The following is a 16,414-nucleotide window of genomic DNA, read 5'->3' as shown; positions in this document are numbered from 1 at the left end:
CGAAGGCCCGACAGGGCTTGCAAAGAGAATCAGCGCTCAAACGCCGCCGAAGCCGCAGCCATCCGCCGCAGATACGCCGGATCCTCCTGCAGGCAATGCACGTAGCTCACCTCGTCCTCCACCAGCTCCTCCATCCGCTGCGCAGCCCCGCAAATGGCCTGCAGCGCATTGGCCACCACCTCCAGATTGCGATGGCCCTCGGGCCGCTCCAGCCAGGCCAGCGCCAGCTGGCCCAGCGAGTACACCTCGCTGCTGCCTTGCAGCGTCAGCCGGCCGATCTCGGTCACGGCATGGCTCAACTGCTGCGGCGTGGGCTGGGTCAGGGTTGGGGAAGCGGTACTCATGGCGCAACCCCTCCCACGGCAGACGCGCCAGCGTGGGGCGCTTGATGGGTGGAGGGGAAGGCAGAAAAAGAAGTGCCGTACATGACGTACATGATTTACTCCTCAGCGAGACGGGAACCACCCGTCTGTGTTCTTACGCACAAACAGGTGGACGGGATGTTAAGAACACGTGCTGAGCCGTGCGGACGCCCTTGCGGGTAGCCCCATCCCGCCCGTAACCGCAGGGACGTGGGCATGCACCCACGATCCGACAATTCAGACGTGACAAGGCCTCCTTAACGGCGAGGCCGCACCGCTCAACAGTCAAGTGTTCTTACGCACCAGCCCCTGAACAGGGGGCCGCCGCAATGATAGAGGCTTTCAAGACGGCAAGCGCCCCGAAGCCCCAGGCCGAGCGCAGCGAAGGCCCGGGCAAACTCCCCGTATGTCAGCGCCTGCGCCGTGGTGGTTGCGGGGTTGCAGTCCTGCCGAAGGACAGGACTGCTTCGTCATCTGACTCGCCGTGATTGTTTGAACGTAGCGCGCAGCGCGAAGTGAGTTTCACGGCGAACCCCGCAACCGCCACGGCGCAGGTTGCCCCGCAGCGAAGCGAAGGGGTCGCGGACATCCGGGCGCTTTTCTTTGCTCACTTTCTTGTAGCGAGACAAGAAAGTGAGTCGGCCGCCGGGCCGAAACCCGGCCTCGAAAAGAAACGCCCCGACAGGGGCTTGCAAACAGAATCAGCGGTGCAACGCACAGACAGGTGGACGGGATGTTAAGAACACGCATTGCGACGTGCGGACGCCCTTGCGGGTAGCCCCATCCCGTCCATAACCGCAGGAACGTGGGCATACACCCACGACAAGAAAGCGGACCGAGCAGGATGATAGCCACCCTCCATCGGCCCGCGAAAACCCTGTTGCCACCCCCACCCGATCCCCACAACATGTCGCCCGGACGTAACAAACCGCAACCGGGCCACAGCCCCCGCGCAGGAGACACCATGACCGCCTTGCCCCGCTGGATGAAGACAGCCGCCCTGGCCATGGCGCTGGCGATGCCGCTGGCCGCCACTGCCCAGGAGCCGCCGCGCACCGTCGCGGGCGTGGCCTATCCCGCCCAGGCCGGGGTGGGCGGCCAGACGCTGCAGCTCAATGGCGCGGGCATTCGCTACAAGGCCATCTTCAAGGTCTACACGGCGGGCCTGTACCTGGAAAAACCGGCTGCCAGCCTGCAGGAGATCGCGGCCCTGCCCGGCCCCAAGCGCGTGAGCGTGACCATGCTGCGCGAGATCGATTCGGCCGAGCTGGGCAAGCTGTTCGCGCGCGGCATCGAGGACAACATGGAGCGCGCCCGCTTCTCGCGCCTGGTGCCCGGCGTGCTGCGCATGAGCGACATCTTCACGCAGCACAAGAAGCTGCTGCCGGGCGAGAACTTCTCGGTGGACTGGGTGCCGGGCCAGGGTGCCCAGGTCTTCGTCAAGGGCCAGGCCCAGGGCGCGCCCTTCCAGGAGCCCGAGTTCTTCCAGGCGCTGCTGGGCATCTGGCTGGGCCCGCACCCGGCCGACGATCAGCTCAAGAAGGCATTGCTGGGCGGTTGAACGGCTGCGCGGGCTCCTGCACGGGCCCGGCAAAGCGCGCCTGGATCTCCAGCCCCGTGGCACCGGGCAGGGCCGTGAGCGTCCAGCCGTGGGCGCGCGCAATCTCCAGGCAGATGGGCAGGCCCAGGCCCGCGCCCAGGTCGCGCCGCTCGCTGCTGCGCCAAAAGCGCTCGAAGATGCGCGGCAGGTCCTCGGGCGGCACGCCACGGCCCTGGTCCAGCACCGAAAAGCCCAGGCCGCAGGCCTTCACGGTGACGGTGGCGCCCTGCGGGCTGTGCTGCACGGCGTTCTCGATCAGGTTCTTGAGCAGCACGAACAGCGCGCCCCGGTCGGCACGCCAGGCAGGCGAGCCGTCCTTGACCTCGCAGTGGATGTGCACGCCGCATTTTTCGGAGGCGCGGGCCATGAAGTCGCAGACCTCGCCAATGATGTCGGCCGGCGCAATGTCTTCCATGCGGTAGCGCTGGTGTTCGCAGACCTCGGCCAGGTGCAGCAGCTGCTGGACCTGGCGCGCCATGTGGTCCACGTCCTTGAGCAGCTCGGGGCTGCGCCGGTCCTCGGGCTCCAGTTCGATCTGCACGCGCATCAGGGCCAGAGGCGTCTTGAGCTCATGCGCGGCCATGGACAGGAATTCCTGCTGGTTCCTGAAGCCGGCCTGCAGCCGGTCCAGCACGTGGTTGAAGGCCTCGACCAGGGGCGCGAACTCGCGCGGCAGATCCTTGGGCTGCAGGCGCGTGCCCAGCGTCTGCGGGGTGATGCGCTGCGCATCCTGCGCGGCCACGCCCAGCGGCCTGAGCATGCGCTGCAGCGTGCGGTGCGTGGAGAACAGGAACACGACCAGGAAAACCACGCCGATGGCCACCATGCCGCGCCACAGCGCGGGCAGGCCCACCGATTCGCGCAGCCAGTCCACCATGCGGTCGCTGACGGCTATCTGCACGTGCCACGTCGTGCCATCGTGGACCAGCGTGGCCGTGCCTGCGCGCATGACCACGCCGCCGCGCTCGTAGGCAAAGGCCTTGAGCTCGGGGTCGAAGCCCTGGCCGGTCTGCGTCAGCGGCTGCATTTCGCCGTTGGGGGCGAAGACCACGCGGCCACGGGCGTCGGTGATGCGCAGCTGCATTTCCTCGCCCAGGCTGGTCAGCATCCAGGCCTTGAGTTCACGCTCGCTGAACCCCTGGGGCACGCCCCGGGCATCGAAGCTCACCCACTCGGCCAGCTTCTCGGCCGCATGCCCCATGCCGCGCTGCAGCGCGTAGCTGTCGAAGGGCTTGGCGACGAGGATCACCAGCGCGCCGACCAGCAGCGCGCTGAACACCATGCTCAACCCATAGACGGCCAGCAGCCGCGAGCGCAGGCTACCGGGCCAGCAAAGGTTCGCGAAGCGCATAGCCCTGACCCCGGATGTTGACGATTTCCATGCACGAGCCGGCCGCGGCCAGCTTGCGGCGCAGCCGGTGCAGGGCCACATCGAGGGCGTTGGGCGTGACCACGCTGCTCATGCCCCAGGCCGCCGCCTCCAACGTGGAGCGGCGCACCGTGGCGCCGGCCTTGCGCACCAGGCTGAGCATGATCTGAAGCTCCGCCGGCGGCAGCGCGATGGCCGAGCCCGCGCAGTGCATGCAGGCCTGCTGCGGGTTGATGCTGATGTCGCCCAGCTGCGGCGCCAGCTCCTGCACCAGGGCCGGGCGGCGCAGCAGGGCGCGCACGCGGGCAATCAGTTCTTCCATGGGAAAGGGCTTGGTCAGGTAGTCGTCGGCACCGGCCTCCAGGCCGCCCACGCGGTCGCTGAGCGCGTCACGGGCCGTGAGCATCAGGCAGGGCGTGGAGCGGCCCGCGGCGCGCAGGCGCTGCACCAGTTGCAGGCCGTCGCCATCGGGCAGGCCGCGGTCGATGACGATGACGCCGTAGTCGATGTCCTGCAGGGCCAGCCAGGCCGTGGAGATCTGGTGGAAGACATCGGTCTCTATGCCGGAGTTAGCCAGCGAGCGGCTGACCAGCGTGGCCAGCCTGGCATGGTCCTCAATTAATGCGATGCGATTCATGGTTTCCGTCGTTGCCGCACAGGGACAGCAAATGCTCCCTGATCCCGGTGATGCGCTGCGGCGCCATGGGCTCGACCAGCACATGGATGACCCACAGGTCCTCGACCATGGCGCGGCATTGCAGGGCAATGTCCTCGGACACCAGATCGTCGGCGCAGGCCGCATCCACGAAATCAAACCATATGTTCTGGAATCTTGCGCGGGTCAGCAACTGTGCGGCCGTCTTCTGGCCGCGCTGGCGGGACAGGGCATGGTCGCAGACGCAGCGGATATAGGCGCGCAGGTGGCGTGCGGGGCCTGGCGGCTCCTCGGCCAGCGCCTGCAGCAGGTCCTCGCGGAACTTGAGGATGACCAGCTCGAAGATCGTCTCCAGCCGCACGGCACGGTGCTGGCTGCATTCTTGGAAGCGCGAACCCAGGGAATACGCCTGGCCCGCCGCCTGGATACCTATCACGTCCTGGTAGATGGAGGCTTGCATTGCGATGGCACGTTCTGTCGTTTCAGGCTCCGTCGGTCCGCCGCGAGAGCGGCAAACCTGCGGGTAAAACAGCCATGCTCCTCGATTGCGTCTTACTGGCGACTTACCGGCCCCTGAATCTGCCCCATTACACCGGGAATATGCAGGCGGCCGGGTTGATCAATATTGGTTCAAATATCTTCCTGCCAGCCAGCAACATACCTGACCAGCGCCCACTGTGCCAGCCACAGTGCCATATATCCAAATGTCTCCACCAGCTCCTCCAGCACGATCACCTGATAATCAAACCATTGCTGCAGGACAATGAAGCCATGACCTTCCGCATTGGTGGATATCACCATGGCCGCGACAAATGTCGCCAGGCTGAATATCGGCAGCGCCTTCTCGCGCACCAGGCGCTTGATGACCTTGTTCCAGACACCGTGGCGCACAAACCAATAGCAGCACAGCAGCAGCATGGCGCCCACCACCCATTTGACGGCGGGCCGGTACCACAGCACCTGGGAGCTGATCACCGGCCCCCACTTGCCAGCCTCCAGGCTGGGCAGGAAAGCCGCGCCCCAGGCCAGCTCACGCCCCAGAAAGGCCAGCCAGAACAGGGAGGCGATCCACCACAGTGGCGCTGCAAAGGAGCCTTTTTGCCGCCGCGCCGCAACCAGGGCCGCCACCATGCCCAGCAGCAGGGTCACGGCCTGGATATTCTCCAGGAATCCATTTTCCCAGCTCAGGCTTTGCGGCAATACAAAGCTCAGGGGAAAGCTCAATACCAGCCCTGCCAACAAAGCCCAATTCCAAAGCCGCAGCAAGGAATCATCATGGTATTTGGACGCGGATATTCTTGTTTTTGAAAGGGAAGCAGTCATTTTGATACAGGGCGTCTGGCGCTTTATCTGTTGATATGGTTTTTGCAAGCACGCAATATCCCGGAAATACTTACCAGGAAGCCGGAAAAATGGCGGGCGCACGGGCCTTCCCGCCGTTTTTCATTACAGCAGACTTGCCACCAGATTGCAGCACTGTGTCAAATTTGCCCTGCCGGGCGCGCAGTTGGCACCGCAGCCCGGCCAGGGCGGGCCGGGCTCAGGCGACGCGGACCGCGCGCGGGGGCAGCGCCGCCAGGGGCGCGGGCTGCACCAGGTCGCGGTAGTAGTTGGGCAGCGCGAACAGTGCGGGGTGCACTTCGGCGTTGTAGTAGCGCAGGTCGGGCAGGCGGCGCTCGGCCAGGCGCTGGCGCAGCTGGGCGGGGGGCAGCGCCGCCGCATCCAGCGTGTCGGAGGCCACGGCCAGGCCCCAGTAGGCGCCGTACAGGGGGATGTACAGGCCGTAGCAGCGCACGATGGCAAAGCGCTCGCGCAGGCTGGCCACCAGCCGCGCCACCTGCTCGCCATGGAAGACGGGGCTGCCCAGGTGCAGCACCAGGGCGCCGCCCGGCGCCAGCACGCGCTTCATGCGCGCCAGGGCCTGGTCGGAGTACAGCGCGCTGGCAGGCGTGTCGGGGTCGGTGAGGTCCATCAGGGCGAGGTCGAAGCGTTCTTCGGTGCGCTCCACCATGGCCATGCCGTCGCCTATGCGCAGCTGCAGGCGCGGGTCATCGAACACGCCCCGATGCACCTGCTGCAGATGCGCGCGCGCGGCCTGGACCACAGCCTCGTCCAGCTCGGCCACCACCACCTGCTCCATGGACGGGTGCTTGAGCAGTTCCTCGGCTGCGCCGCCATCGCCGCCGCCCAGGATCAGCGCCTTGCGCGGCGCCGGGTGGGCCAGGGCAGCGGGGTGGACCAGGGCCTCGTGGTAGAAGAATTCCTCGCGTTCGGAGGTCATGAAGCGCCCATCCAGTCGCAGCACCTTGCCGAACTGCGGCGTGTGCAGCAGCTCCAGTTCCTGATGGGGCGTCTGCACGGTTTCGCGCCGCGTGGCGCGCCAGCCAAAGCGCGCATGGGGCGTGAGCGCCTCCAGCGCCCAATCGCCCTCATCGGCCGCCGCCTCGTCCTGGGCGCCAGGGCCGATGTCGCCGCGCATGAGCTGCTGGCGCACCACGCGGCCCGGCGCGTAGGCGGCGATCACGCCCTCCATCAGCGCACGGGCCTTGCCCGAGTTGTCGGCGGAGAAGTTGCAGACGTAGACATCGACGGTGACGCAGCCGGTCTCGGGCCAGGTGTGTATGGCCAGGTGCGATTCGGCCAGCAGCACGGTGCCGGTGACGCCGCCGGGCTGCCCCTGGTAGTCAGGGAACTTGACCCAGCGGTCCTCCACCAGGGTCAGGCCGGCCTGCGCGGTCTGTGCGCGGCACAGGGCGGCGATGGCATCGGCGTCGAGCATATGGCGCTCGTCGCCCTGGCATTGGTAGAGATCGGCGGTCAGGTGCAGTCCGTGCATGTCGCGTGCTTCCTCCTTGTCTGTGGCCGGATCGCGGCCAGGATGGCAAAGCAGACGACTCTAGCAAAAACATAAATCGCACCGTCAAAGTGCGTTAACCATCGCCAAATCCCATTCTTTTTCCAAAAAATTTGGAGGCTGCGCGTCTCAGGCCAGTTCGGTCAGCGCATCGACGAAGCCATCGGCATCGACCTGGCGCACGGGCTGGCCGTGGTTGTAGCCGTAGCTGACCAGCACCACGGGGCAGCCCGCGGCGCGCGCGGCCTGGGCGTCGTTGCTGGAGTCGCCCAGCATCAGTGTGCGCGCGGGGGAGGTGCCCAGGGCCTCGCAGGTCTTGAGCAGGGGCAGCGGGTCGGGCTTCTTGCGCTCGAAGGAATCGCCGCCGAAGACCTGCTCGAACAGCGGTGCCAGGCCTTTTTGCTCCAGCAGCGGCCGGGCGAAGGACAGCGGCTTGTTGGTCAGGCAGGCCAGCCGCAGGCCGCGTGCGCGCAATGCCTGCAGGCCTTCGAGCACGCCCGGGTAGACATCGGCGAACTGGCCGTTGAGCTGCAGGTAGTGGTGCTCGTAGCGCTGCCAGGCCTGGCCGTAGATGGCATCCACATCGGCCGCGCCCACATGGGCCAGCACCGAGCGGATCAGGTGCTCCGAGCCCTTGCCCACCATGTTCTCTATGGCCTGCGGGGCGATGGCCGGCAGTTGCAGGTCCGCCAGCATGCGGTTGAGGGCTTCGGCGAAGTCGCCCAGGGTGTTGACCATGGTGCCGTCGAGATCGACGATGGCGGCATCCAGGTGCGTGGGGTTCAACGGAATAAGGTTTGCAATCATGGCCATGGAGTATCGATAACCGGGGGCTGCCTGCGCAGGAACAGCGCTGAAAATATCAGAACTTGCACGGGCCCTGGACTTGGGTCCTGCGGCTCCTGGCAGACCCGGCATGGCGGCGGCCGCGCACCCCGGCGCACGCAAGGGGCCGTTGATCAGAACGACACCCAGTCGTCCTGCTCCTGCGCTTGCGCCTGCTTGTGCGCAGGGCTCACCGGGCTCACGGGGCGCAGCACGGGCCGGGCAGCCTGGCGGGCGGGGAGCGCCGCTTTCGCGGGTGCCGGATTGCGCGCCTGCACCGTCGGCTGCGACAGCGGCGGTGTCGAGGCAGGCTGTGCCGCCTGGCCGCCCAGCTGGAAGATCGACACGGCCTGAACCAGCTGCTGTGCCTGCGTTCTGAGGCTGGCCGCCGCTGCCGCGCTTTCCTCCACCAGCGCCGCATTCTGCTGCGTGACCTGGTCCATCTGGCTGACGGCCTTGCCGACCTGCGCCACCCCCGCGCTTTGCTCATCGCTGGCACTGCTGATCTCCCCCATGAGATCGGTCACGCGCTGGATGGACTGCAGCACCTGCGCCATGGTGGCGCCAGCCTGGTCGGCCAGCTCGGTGCCCTGCTTGACCCGTGTGGTGCTGGTGGCGATGAGCTGCTTGATTTCCCGGGCGGCCTGCGCGCTGCGCTGCGCCAGGTTGCGCACCTCACCGGCCACCACGGCAAAGCCCTTGCCCTGCTCGCCTGCGCGGGCAGCCTCGACTGCGGCATTGAGCGCCAGGATGTTGGTCTGGAACGCGATGCCGTCGATCACGCCCACGATTTCGCCGATCTGGCGCGAACTTTCGCTGATGTCCTGCATCGCATTGACGACCTCCTGCACCGAGCCGCCGCCCTGGGTGGCCACCTGGCTTGCGCCCAGGGCGAGTTGATTGACCTGCCTGGCGTTGTCCGCGTTTTGCCTGACGGTGGTCGACAGCTGCTCCATCGACGCTGCAGTTTCCTGCAAGGCGCTGGCCTGCTGTTCCGTGCGCTGGCTCAAGTCGGCATTGCCGTTGGCGATCTCCGTGCTGCCGCCCGCCACCCCGTCGGCATTGCTGCGCACGTCCTGCACGACCGAGGCCAGGCTCTGGAGCATGGCATTGAGCGATGCCTGGACGCTGCCTTCAGGGGCTTGGTGGCGAAGCAATTCAGGGCTGAGATTGCCCTGGGCAATCTGTTGCGCAACGTCGCCCAGTTGTGCAGGCTCCGCACCCAGGGCGCGCGTCAGGCCGCGTGCTATCAGTTGCCCCATCAGCACAGCCAGGACAAAGGCCATGACGCTGGCGGCGATCAGTATGTTTCTGCGGTGCGCGTAGGCCTGCGCGGCCTCCTCGATCATCTGCTGTGAACGCAGCCGGGTCAGTTCACTGTACTGGCGGGTGGCCTCGATCAGCTGCGCCAACAAGGGCCGGCACTCTTCGTTCATCTTGCGGATCGCTGCCTCCTTCTGGTTTTGCAGAGCCAGGGACACGATGTCGGTAGCGACCGGTCCATAGCGTTGCTCCACGCCCGCAATTTTGGCAACCAGATCACGTGCATCGGCCGCAACATCCTTCGAAGCCACTTTGGCCTGGAGTTCGGCCAGCGAGGTGTTGACGTCGGTGTGCGCGGAGGTCACGGCATCCTTCTCCGCCGCCAGGTCTGCAGGCGAGGTCACCAGCACCAGGTTGCGCGCCGCGATCGCCCTGCGGTCCACGGCTGTGCGAACCCTCTCTGCCAGGTGTGCACGGGCGTTGATGCCTTCGACGAAGTGCACGAGATTCAGGTTCGCCTCGCGCAGCGCCTGCAATGCCAGCAGGGACACCACTACGGTGAGAAGTGCCAGGCAGGTGAAAGCCACGGAAAGTTTGGTCTTGACCGTCCAGAAGCGGGGATTCATGGCGCGTCTCCAGTTGGGTTGGCAAATTGCGGTGTAGAGGCGGAGAAAGAGGTGTGCCGGAGCAAATGGCTCAGCTCACAGCGCAGTCCGGCAGGGCTGCCGTGGCAGTCACCAGGAGCTTGTCGGCATCGATGAGCAGCAGCGAACGCTCCTCGAGCACGCCCATGGCCAGCAGGCAGTCATTGACCAGGCCCCCGCCCATGGCGGGCACGGCGCGCAGGTCCTGCGGCATGAGCGTCACCACGTCGGTGACACCCTCCACCACCATGCCCGTCACTCCGCCAGGCAGGCGCAGCATGATGGTCACGGTGCAGGCGTCGTACGGCTTGGCCGCAAGCCCCAGCCTGAGCCGCAGATCGATGACGGGAATGACCTCGCCGCGCAGTTCCAGCACGCCGTTGAAGTAGGCGGGGCCATTGGCAATGCGCATGGGCGACTCGTAGGACCGGATCTCCTGCACTTGCAGCAGGTCGATGCCGAACTCCTCATCGTCCACAAGGAAGGAAAGCCATTGCCTGGCGGTGTCGGTTGTCAGTGTAGGTGGCATCTTCATCACTCCAATCAAATTTATTTGATGAATTTGATAAAAATTTAACAGAGAGAAAAGAACAGCACAACCGGTTGTTACATTTTTGGAGGTGTTGATGCTTCGACACGTGAGCCAGGCGAAACGCGTCGCCAAGCGCTGCGGGCTGTGGCGACGGCTTGTCCAAGGGGGGTAGAGGACTGCGTGGCGGCTCGGCGCAGCAGATCCCGGAGCAATGGCCTGGCGAGACTTAATTGATAAATTCAATCCCCCGAGATGAACTCAAGCTTGGTAAATTATCAATTGCATCATATTGATCAAAATTCCCAGCCACTTCTCGGGAGCCCCACCACCATGTTCCTTCGCCTTCTGTCCATCCGCACACGGCTCATCGCTGCCTTCACCCTGCTCCTGCTGCTGCTGAGCACGGTCGCGGCCATCGGCGCACTGCAGATCGCCCGGGTCCAGTTCAATGCCAACGACCTGGGCACCAACTGGCTGCCTTCCACCCATGTGCTGGCCATGAAGGACATCTCGGAGGACTCGCGGGCCGGCGAGCAGGGCCGGGGCTTCGCGGTGGTCGCCAGCGAGGTGCGCGCGCTGGCCCAGCGCTCGGGTACGGCGGCCCGCGAAATCAAGGAGCTGATCGGTGCCATGACGCAGCAAAGCTCGGCCGCTGCGGGCAGCCTGGAGCAGCAGGCCGCTTCTCTGGCGCAGATCGTCTCCACATTCAGGATGCATCCCGAGCATGGGGCAAGCCACCCCGCCGCGCCGCGTGCCGCCACCGTCCAGGTCATGGGGCCCAGGCAAGCGCTGCCGGCCGTTCAGGCCCGCGTATCGCCGGCCCGTGCGCAACCGCAGGTCAAGGAGGAGGAATGGGCGGCCTTCTGACCTGGATCCGTACAGAAGCAAGGAAATGGCGGCAAGATGAAGTATCCATGTGAACCGTTGCGGGGCCCTTGTTCATGATCAAGCGCATCAGTGTGCGGCAGCTGCGGCTGGGCATGTTTCTGGAGAGCTTTTGCGGCAGCTGGATGGAGCATCCGTTCTGGCGCAGCCGCTTCAGGCTGGAAGACCCTGCCGACCTGGCGAGGATCCTGCACGCCCCCATCCAGGAAGTGTGGATCGATACCGCCAAGGGCCTGGATGTCGCGCAAGACGAGCCGTCTTGCTCGCGCGAGCAGGTGGACACCGTGATCGACGCCCAACTGTCCGAGATCTCGCAGCTGGCCGAGTTGGAGTGCGAGCTGCGGCCCGTTGCCTTCGATGAGGAGGTGAAGCGGGCCGCCCGGATCTGCCGCCAGTCCAGGCAGGCGATCACCGCCATGTTCCGCGAGGCGCGCATGGGCAGGGAGATCAACCAGGACGAGGCCCGCTCCGTGGTCGCAGAGGTGTCCGAGTCGATCATCCGCAATCCGTGCGCCTTGGTCAGCATCGCCCGGCTCAAGAGCAGCGACGACTACACCTACATGCACTCGGTGGCGGTCTGCGCCTTGATGATCGTGCTGGCACGCCAGCTCGACCTGCCACCGCAGCAGGTGCGCCAGGCGGGCTATGCGGGGCTGCTGCACGATATTGGAAAGATGGCGATCCCCGCCCCCATCCTGAACAAGCCGGGGCGCCTGACCGACAGGGAGTTTGCCGAGGTCCGCGAGCATCCGGCGCGAGGCCTGGAGCTGCTCCTGGCCGGCGGCGTCGATGATCCGGTGGTGCTGGACGTCTGCCTTCACCATCATGAGAAGGTGGATGGCACAGGCTACCCCCACGGGCTGCGCGGCGAGGACATCAGCCTGTTCGCGAAGATGGGCGCGGTCTGCGATGTCTACGACGCCATCACCTCGGACCGCCCCTACAAGCGTGGCTGGGACCCTGCCGAGGCGGTGCACAAGATGGCCGAATGGAGCGCCGGGCACTTCGACAAGACCGTATTCCAGGCCTTCGTCAAAAGCATAGGCATCTACCCGGTGGGCTCTTTGGTGCGGCTGACAACGGGCAGGCTGGGGGTGGTCGTGGACCCTGGCCGCCAGTCCCTGACCTGTCCGCAGGTCAAGGTGTTCTATTCCACGGCCAGCGGCATGCGGATGGCACCGGAGACCGTTGACCTGGCCCGGCCCGGGTGCCAGGAGAAGATAGCCAGTCGGGAAGACCCCGCGAAATGGGGCTTCACCGACCTCGATGCCCTGTGGAAAGACCCGGCCTGGGAACGGGCCACATAAAGGCGGGGCTGCCGGCTCCCGCACAGGGGCAAAAGACCTGTTCCCGGCCTGGCAACAGATTTGATAGATAAATTCAATAAAATTTGATTGAATTGATATTTATGATTCACATGCCAGCCCACACCTTTGTTGCGGCATGAAAGATCTCCCCATGCAAAAGATACTGATCGCCGAGGACCATGCCGACATCCGCAAGCTGCTGCGCATGACACTGGAATTCAGCGACTTTGACGTCATAGAGGCTTGCGATGGCGACGAGGCCTGGGCGATGGCCGAGAGGCTCAGGCCCGACATCGTCCTGCTCGACATCATGATGCCGGGCACGCTCGACGGCCTGGAGGTGTGCAGCCGCATCAAGCGCTCCTACGAGCTGCTGCATACGCAGGTCATCCTGCTGACGGCCCGGGGCAGCGCCGAGGACCGCAAGGCGGGCCTGCAGGCCGGAGCCGACGAATACCTGGTCAAGCCCTTCAGCACCCTGAAGCTGCTGGAGACGATCGAAAAGCTCGAGAGGATCGACTGATGGCCCAGTACCAGACCGCCTCCCCCCGGGAGCCATCGCGACGTTTCGATCCTGCGGCCGTGGAGCAGATGGAGCAGCTCATCCAGGACTTCGGCCGCATGTACCGCGAGCGCAACGATCTGCTCAAGGAAGTGACACGCGCCCACCACGAGACCCTGCTGCGCCTGGCCATGGCCGCCGAGTTCAAGGACGACGACACCGGCTCGCACATCATCCGCATCGGCTACCTGTCGGAGGCCTTGGCCCTGCGCCTGGGCTGCCGCATCGAATTCGCCAGCCTGCTGCGCAAGGCGGCCCCGATGCATGACATCGGCAAGGTCGGCATTCCGGACACCATCCTCAAGAAGCAGGGCCCGCTGGATGCGCAGGAGCGCCTGGTCATGAACCGGCATGCCGAGATCGGCGCGCATCTGCTGGGCCAGTCGCGCATCCCGGTGTTCCAGATGGCGGCCGAAATCGCCGCCAGCCACCACGAACGCTTCGACGGCAAGGGCTACCCGCAGGGATTGGCAGGCGAGGACATCCCGCTGTCGGCGCGCATCACCTCCATCGTCGATATCTTCGACGCGCTCACCATGGACCGGGTGTACCGGCCGGCGTTCGGGCTAGCACGGGCCCTGGAGATGATCGCGGCGGAACGGGGCAAGGCCCTGGATCCCGGCATCGTCGACGCGTTCATGGACAACATCGAAGAGCTGGATGCGCTGCGCCTGGCGCTGACCCGGCAGTCCCCGTCCTTCACCGATCTGATCGACACACCCTGAAAGCCCGCCATGCATCCATCATCGACATGTTTCGGCGCACCGTCCCCAAGGCGCGTGCTGGCCCGCCTGGCAGCCGTTGCCGGATTGCTGCTGTGTCTGGTGCCATGGTCCGGCTCTGCCGCAGCTGGCGAGGTGCTGGAGCGGATTGCATCCACGGGCGCCCTGCGTGTGTGCATATGGCCCGACTACTACGGCATCACCTTCCGCGACCCGCGCACGGGCCGGCTGACGGGCGTGGATGCAGAGCTGTCGGCGGAGCTGGCCAGGGAGCTGGGCGTACGGCTGCAGTATGTGGATTCCTCCTTTCCCAGGCTGATACCTGACCTGCTGGAGTCGCGCTGCGATGTCGCCATGTTCGCCGTGGGCATACTCCCCCAGCGGCAAAAGCAGCTGCGCTTCACGCAGCCCTATCTGAGCAGCGACATCTACGGCGTCACCACCAAGAGCAATCAGGCCGTGCAGTCCTGGGCGGACATCGACCAGCCCGGCGTGCAGGTCGCCGTGCAGCGCGGCACCTTCATGGAGCCCGTGATGCGCGAGACGCTCAAGCATGCGCAGATCGTGTCCATCGAGCCGCCCCAGACCCGCGAGAAGGAGCTCATGGCAGGGCGCGTGGATGTGTTCATGACCGACTACCCCTACAGCCGCCGGCTGCTCGACAGCTCCGACTGGGCCCGGTTGATCGCACCGCCCAAGCCGTTCCACGTGCTTCCCTACGGCTATGCAACCAGTCCTGCCGACGCCCAGTGGCTGGCGCGCCTGGACCAGTTCGTCTCCGACATCCGGCGAGACGGCCGCCTGGCCCGGGCGGCGCGCAACCACGGGCTGAGCGCCATCGTCGCGCCTTGAACCCTCCGATGGAGCGCCTTCATCATGTCTGGCCGAGCCGGCACGCATCATTTTCTGGGAGCCAGGCGCAGCGCCCACCTCAAGGCATTGGTGCTGACCTTTGCCCTGTGCGTGCTTGCCGGGCTGGTGCTGTTCGTCTGGAGCCAGCTGCATGCCGAGGCCGAGCAGAGCAAGGCCCAGGCGGCGCTGCTGGCCCGTGTGCTGCAGGATCAGACGAACAAGACCTTCGAGACCGGCGAGGTCGCCCTGGCAAGCCTGGCCAACAACCCGGTCATCTTGTCCGCCGACAGCCCCGGCGCAGCGCGCGAGGCGGCCTTGGCGCAAGTGGTCGGCCAGTTGCCGGTTCTGCGCAGCATGGCGCTGCTCGATGGCAAAGGACGCATCCTGGCGAGCACGCAAGCGGGCGAGGCCGGCCTGCAGATCGAGCTGCACAAGCTGCTGCCTGACAGGGCATCGGCTCCGGTCCCGGGCAAGGTCCAGCTGGGACGCCTGGTCACCGGCCGCAGCCTCTCCTCCCTGGCAGCGGCCCCGCATGCGACACCGCGGGGCGTCCGCTACCTGCCCCAGATCCTCGCATTCGAGCGCGACAACGGCGCACCGGCCGTGCTGGTGGCCCTGATCAATCCCGATGCCGTGGCCAACTTCTACCAATCCACGCTGGAGTCCCTCAGCTACGAGGCCATGCTGCTGAGCTACGACGGCCAGACGCTGGCCAGCACGAATGCGGGCACCGGCGTGCAGGCGACCGCCGTGCTGCAGACACCGCTGTTCCGGCAATGGCTGCCGCACAGCGAATTCGGCTCCTACGTCGGCGCCGGCATGCTCGGCTCCCATGAGGTCGTGTCCTTTCGCACCGTGCGCAACTGGCCTCTGCTGCTGGTGGTGGAGGAGCCCTACTCGGAGGTGGTCGCGCGCTGGCGCGACAAGGCATTCGCCTTCTTCGTTGCCGGCCTTGCGCTTCTTGCCCTGGTGCTGGGCCTGAGCGGGTCGGTGCTCAAGACCCGCAGGGTCCAGAAGTCGTCCCAGCAGTCCATGGAAAAGGCCCAGGCGCGCCTGGCTCGCAGCGAGCATGAGATGGCCGTGCTCATGCGCAGCGTGCAGGAGCTGATCTTTCGCACCGACAGCGAGGGCCGGCTGACCTTCGTGAACGCACGCTGGGAGCAATGGACCGGGCAGCCCAGCGTCGAGGCGCTGGGGCAGCCGCTGGAAGGCATCGCGCGCGAAGCCTGCAGGCCGCAGATCCATGCCCTGCTCGACCCCCAGGCCAAGCTGGCCCTGCGCAACTGCCAGGCCATGTTCCAGCTGCCGGGCCACCGGGAAATACTCTGCGACATCGCCGTCGTCCCCCTGCTGCGCGACGGCCGGCTCGTGGGCTTCGCGGGCAGCGCCGTGGACGTGACGGCCCGCTGGAAGGCACAGCAGGAGCTGCAGACCCAGCTGGCCTTCCAGCACCTGCTGTTCGAGACCACGCCCCTGCCCATGCTGGTCACCGACGCGGACCACCGCGTGGTACTGGTCAACAAGGCCTGGGAGGACTTCTTCGGCCGCGGCCGCTATGCCGTGCTCGGCCACGAGATCAAGGGACTGCACTCGCGCGACGATGCCCTGCTGCAGATACGCAGCAACCAGGTCGTGATGCGCTCGGGCCAGCGCATGGTGCTGGAGGCCCGGCTGCCCCACGTGGACGGCAGCTACCGCGACGTGCAGATCTCCAAGGCGGCGGTCAAGGATGCCCAGGGACAGACCACCGGCGTGCTCAGCATCTTTGTGGATGTGAGCGAATTCCGCGCGGCCGAGCATGCCACGCGCGAGGCCCGCGACGCGGCCGAGGAGGCCTTCCGCGTGAAGTCGGAGTTCGTCGCCAACATGAGCCATGAGCTGCGCACCCCGCTGCAGTCCATCATGGGCTTTGCCGAGCTGGGCAGCCTGCGCTCGCGCGGCAATCCCGCCATGGCCGACATGTTCAACGACATCCATGCGGC

Annotated in this window: 15 protein-coding genes and 2 pseudogenes; 7 read left to right on the top strand and 10 right to left on the bottom strand. The window is 66.0% G+C overall.

What is annotated here, in order from left to right; genetic code table 11:
* Positions 1-29: 29 nt before the first annotated feature.
* Complete coding sequence (locus ACF8ME_RS14860; RefSeq protein ID WP_016449522.1) at positions 30-344, bottom strand: hypothetical protein; 315 nt, start codon at positions 342-344, stop codon at positions 30-32.
* A gap of 982 nt (positions 345-1,326) precedes the next feature.
* On the opposite strand from ACF8ME_RS14860, the gene ACF8ME_RS14855 reads away from it, so the two are divergent.
* On the top strand, positions 1,327-1,923 hold the full coding sequence (locus tag ACF8ME_RS14855; RefSeq protein WP_013804690.1) for a chalcone isomerase family protein: 597 nt from the start codon (positions 1,327-1,329) through the stop codon (positions 1,921-1,923).
* Here the strand turns inward: ACF8ME_RS14855 and ACF8ME_RS14850 are convergent.
* From ACF8ME_RS14850 to ACF8ME_RS14810, 9 genes and pseudogenes are all read right to left on the bottom strand, one after another.
* Complete coding sequence (locus ACF8ME_RS14850; protein ID WP_043820127.1) at positions 1,898-3,313, bottom strand: HAMP domain-containing sensor histidine kinase; 1,416 nt, start codon at positions 3,311-3,313, stop codon at positions 1,898-1,900. The genes ACF8ME_RS14855 and ACF8ME_RS14850 overlap by 26 nt on opposite strands.
* Entirely contained in the window at positions 3,282-3,968 is a 687-nt protein-coding gene (locus ACF8ME_RS14845; protein WP_017407765.1) for a response regulator transcription factor, read from the bottom strand. The genes ACF8ME_RS14850 and ACF8ME_RS14845 overlap by 32 nt, the downstream gene beginning before the upstream one ends.
* Positions 3,946-4,446: a hypothetical protein gene (locus ACF8ME_RS14840; protein WP_199138370.1), complete on the bottom strand. Its 501-nt coding sequence runs from the start codon at positions 4,444-4,446 to the stop codon at positions 3,946-3,948. The genes ACF8ME_RS14845 and ACF8ME_RS14840 overlap by 23 nt, the downstream gene beginning before the upstream one ends.
* Before the next feature lie 170 nt (positions 4,447-4,616).
* Positions 4,617-5,309: a hypothetical protein gene (locus ACF8ME_RS14835; RefSeq protein WP_016450790.1), complete on the bottom strand. Its 693-nt coding sequence runs from the start codon at positions 5,307-5,309 to the stop codon at positions 4,617-4,619.
* A gap of 217 nt (positions 5,310-5,526) precedes the next feature.
* Positions 5,527-6,465, bottom strand: a complete 939-nt coding sequence (gene speE / locus ACF8ME_RS14830) for a polyamine aminopropyltransferase (protein WP_392417912.1) — start codon at positions 6,463-6,465, stop codon at positions 5,527-5,529.
* 6 nt (positions 6,466-6,471) lie between these two features.
* A pseudogene (speD, locus tag ACF8ME_RS14825) lies at positions 6,472-6,822 on the bottom strand (adenosylmethionine decarboxylase); the annotation flags it as partial.
* A gap of 147 nt (positions 6,823-6,969) precedes the next feature.
* The gene (locus ACF8ME_RS14820) at positions 6,970-7,647 is read right to left on the bottom strand and encodes a phosphoglycolate phosphatase (RefSeq protein WP_026062241.1); all 678 of its coding nucleotides are present in this window, start codon (positions 7,645-7,647) and stop codon (positions 6,970-6,972) included.
* Positions 7,648-7,799: 152 nt separating this feature from the next.
* Positions 7,800-9,554 carry a methyl-accepting chemotaxis protein gene (locus ACF8ME_RS14815; RefSeq protein ID WP_392417168.1) on the bottom strand — a complete coding sequence of 585 codons (1,755 nt, stop codon included), beginning with the start codon at positions 9,552-9,554 and terminating at the stop codon, positions 7,800-7,802.
* Positions 9,555-9,624: 70 nt separating this feature from the next.
* Positions 9,625-10,101, bottom strand: a complete 477-nt coding sequence (locus ACF8ME_RS14810; protein WP_016450786.1) for a chemotaxis protein CheW — start codon at positions 10,099-10,101, stop codon at positions 9,625-9,627.
* Between the two features lie 516 nt (positions 10,102-10,617).
* Here ACF8ME_RS14810 and ACF8ME_RS14805 point away from each other — a divergent pair.
* The 6 genes and pseudogenes from ACF8ME_RS14805 to ACF8ME_RS14780 all read left to right on the top strand — a co-directional run.
* A pseudogene (locus ACF8ME_RS14805) lies at positions 10,618-10,971 on the top strand (methyl-accepting chemotaxis protein); the annotation flags it as partial.
* A 74-nt stretch (positions 10,972-11,045) separates the two neighbouring features.
* Positions 11,046-12,296, top strand: a complete 1,251-nt coding sequence (locus ACF8ME_RS14800) for an HD-GYP domain-containing protein (RefSeq protein WP_016450585.1) — start codon at positions 11,046-11,048, stop codon at positions 12,294-12,296.
* A gap of 151 nt (positions 12,297-12,447) precedes the next feature.
* Positions 12,448-12,819, top strand: coding sequence for a response regulator transcription factor (locus tag ACF8ME_RS14795; RefSeq protein ID WP_034348076.1), 372 nt, complete (start codon positions 12,448-12,450; stop codon positions 12,817-12,819).
* A complete protein-coding gene (locus ACF8ME_RS14790) occupies positions 12,819-13,583 on the top strand; it encodes an HD-GYP domain-containing protein (protein WP_392417164.1) in 765 nt (254 codons plus the stop codon). Before ACF8ME_RS14795 ends, ACF8ME_RS14790 begins: the two co-directional genes overlap by 1 nt.
* Before the next feature lie 9 nt (positions 13,584-13,592).
* On the top strand, positions 13,593-14,432 hold the full coding sequence (locus ACF8ME_RS14785) for an ABC transporter substrate-binding protein (protein ID WP_016453965.1): 840 nt from the start codon (positions 13,593-13,595) through the stop codon (positions 14,430-14,432).
* Between the two features lie 24 nt (positions 14,433-14,456).
* A partial coding sequence (locus tag ACF8ME_RS14780; protein ID WP_392417162.1) for a PAS domain S-box protein occupies positions 14,457-16,414 on the top strand: 1,958 nt, incomplete at its 3' end.

The organism is Delftia sp. WSY_7, assembly GCF_043104845.1.
Lineage (GTDB): Bacteria > Pseudomonadota > Gammaproteobacteria > Burkholderiales > Burkholderiaceae_C > Comamonas > Comamonas tsuruhatensis.
The sequence above is the reverse complement of the archived record's forward strand: the minus strand, read 5'-3'. Positions and strand labels throughout refer to the sequence as shown.

Bases quoted from the DNA above. Each gene is read 5' to 3' on its own strand.
- ACF8ME_RS14815 (WP_392417168.1), bottom strand. From the start codon at position 9,554: ATGAATCCCCGCTTCTGGACGGTCAAGACCAAACTTTCCGTGGCTTTC.
- ACF8ME_RS14800 (WP_016450585.1), top strand. From the start codon at position 11,046: ATGATCAAGCGCATCAGTGTGCGGCAGCTGCGGCTGGGCATGTTTCTG.
- ACF8ME_RS14790 (WP_392417164.1), top strand. From the start codon at position 12,819: ATGGCCCAGTACCAGACCGCCTCCCCCCGGGAGCCATCGCGACGTTTC.
- ACF8ME_RS14785 (WP_016453965.1), top strand. From the start codon at position 13,593: ATGCATCCATCATCGACATGTTTCGGCGCACCGTCCCCAAGGCGCGTG.
- ACF8ME_RS14845 (WP_017407765.1), bottom strand. From the start codon at position 3,968: ATGAATCGCATCGCATTAATTGAGGACCATGCCAGGCTGGCCACGCTG.
- ACF8ME_RS14820 (WP_026062241.1), bottom strand. From the start codon at position 7,647: ATGATTGCAAACCTTATTCCGTTGAACCCCACGCACCTGGATGCCGCC.
- ACF8ME_RS14810 (WP_016450786.1), bottom strand. From the start codon at position 10,101: ATGCCACCTACACTGACAACCGACACCGCCAGGCAATGGCTTTCCTTC.
- ACF8ME_RS14835 (WP_016450790.1), bottom strand. From the start codon at position 5,309: ATGACTGCTTCCCTTTCAAAAACAAGAATATCCGCGTCCAAATACCAT.
- ACF8ME_RS14840 (WP_199138370.1), bottom strand. From the start codon at position 4,446: ATGCAAGCCTCCATCTACCAGGACGTGATAGGTATCCAGGCGGCGGGC.
- ACF8ME_RS14855 (WP_013804690.1), top strand. From the start codon at position 1,327: ATGACCGCCTTGCCCCGCTGGATGAAGACAGCCGCCCTGGCCATGGCG.
- speE (WP_392417912.1), bottom strand. From the start codon at position 6,465: ATGCGCGGCGACATCGGCCCTGGCGCCCAGGACGAGGCGGCGGCCGAT.
- ACF8ME_RS14850 (WP_043820127.1), bottom strand. From the start codon at position 3,313: ATGCGCTTCGCGAACCTTTGCTGGCCCGGTAGCCTGCGCTCGCGGCTG.
- ACF8ME_RS14860 (WP_016449522.1), bottom strand. From the start codon at position 344: ATGAGTACCGCTTCCCCAACCCTGACCCAGCCCACGCCGCAGCAGTTG.
- ACF8ME_RS14795 (WP_034348076.1), top strand. From the start codon at position 12,448: ATGCAAAAGATACTGATCGCCGAGGACCATGCCGACATCCGCAAGCTG.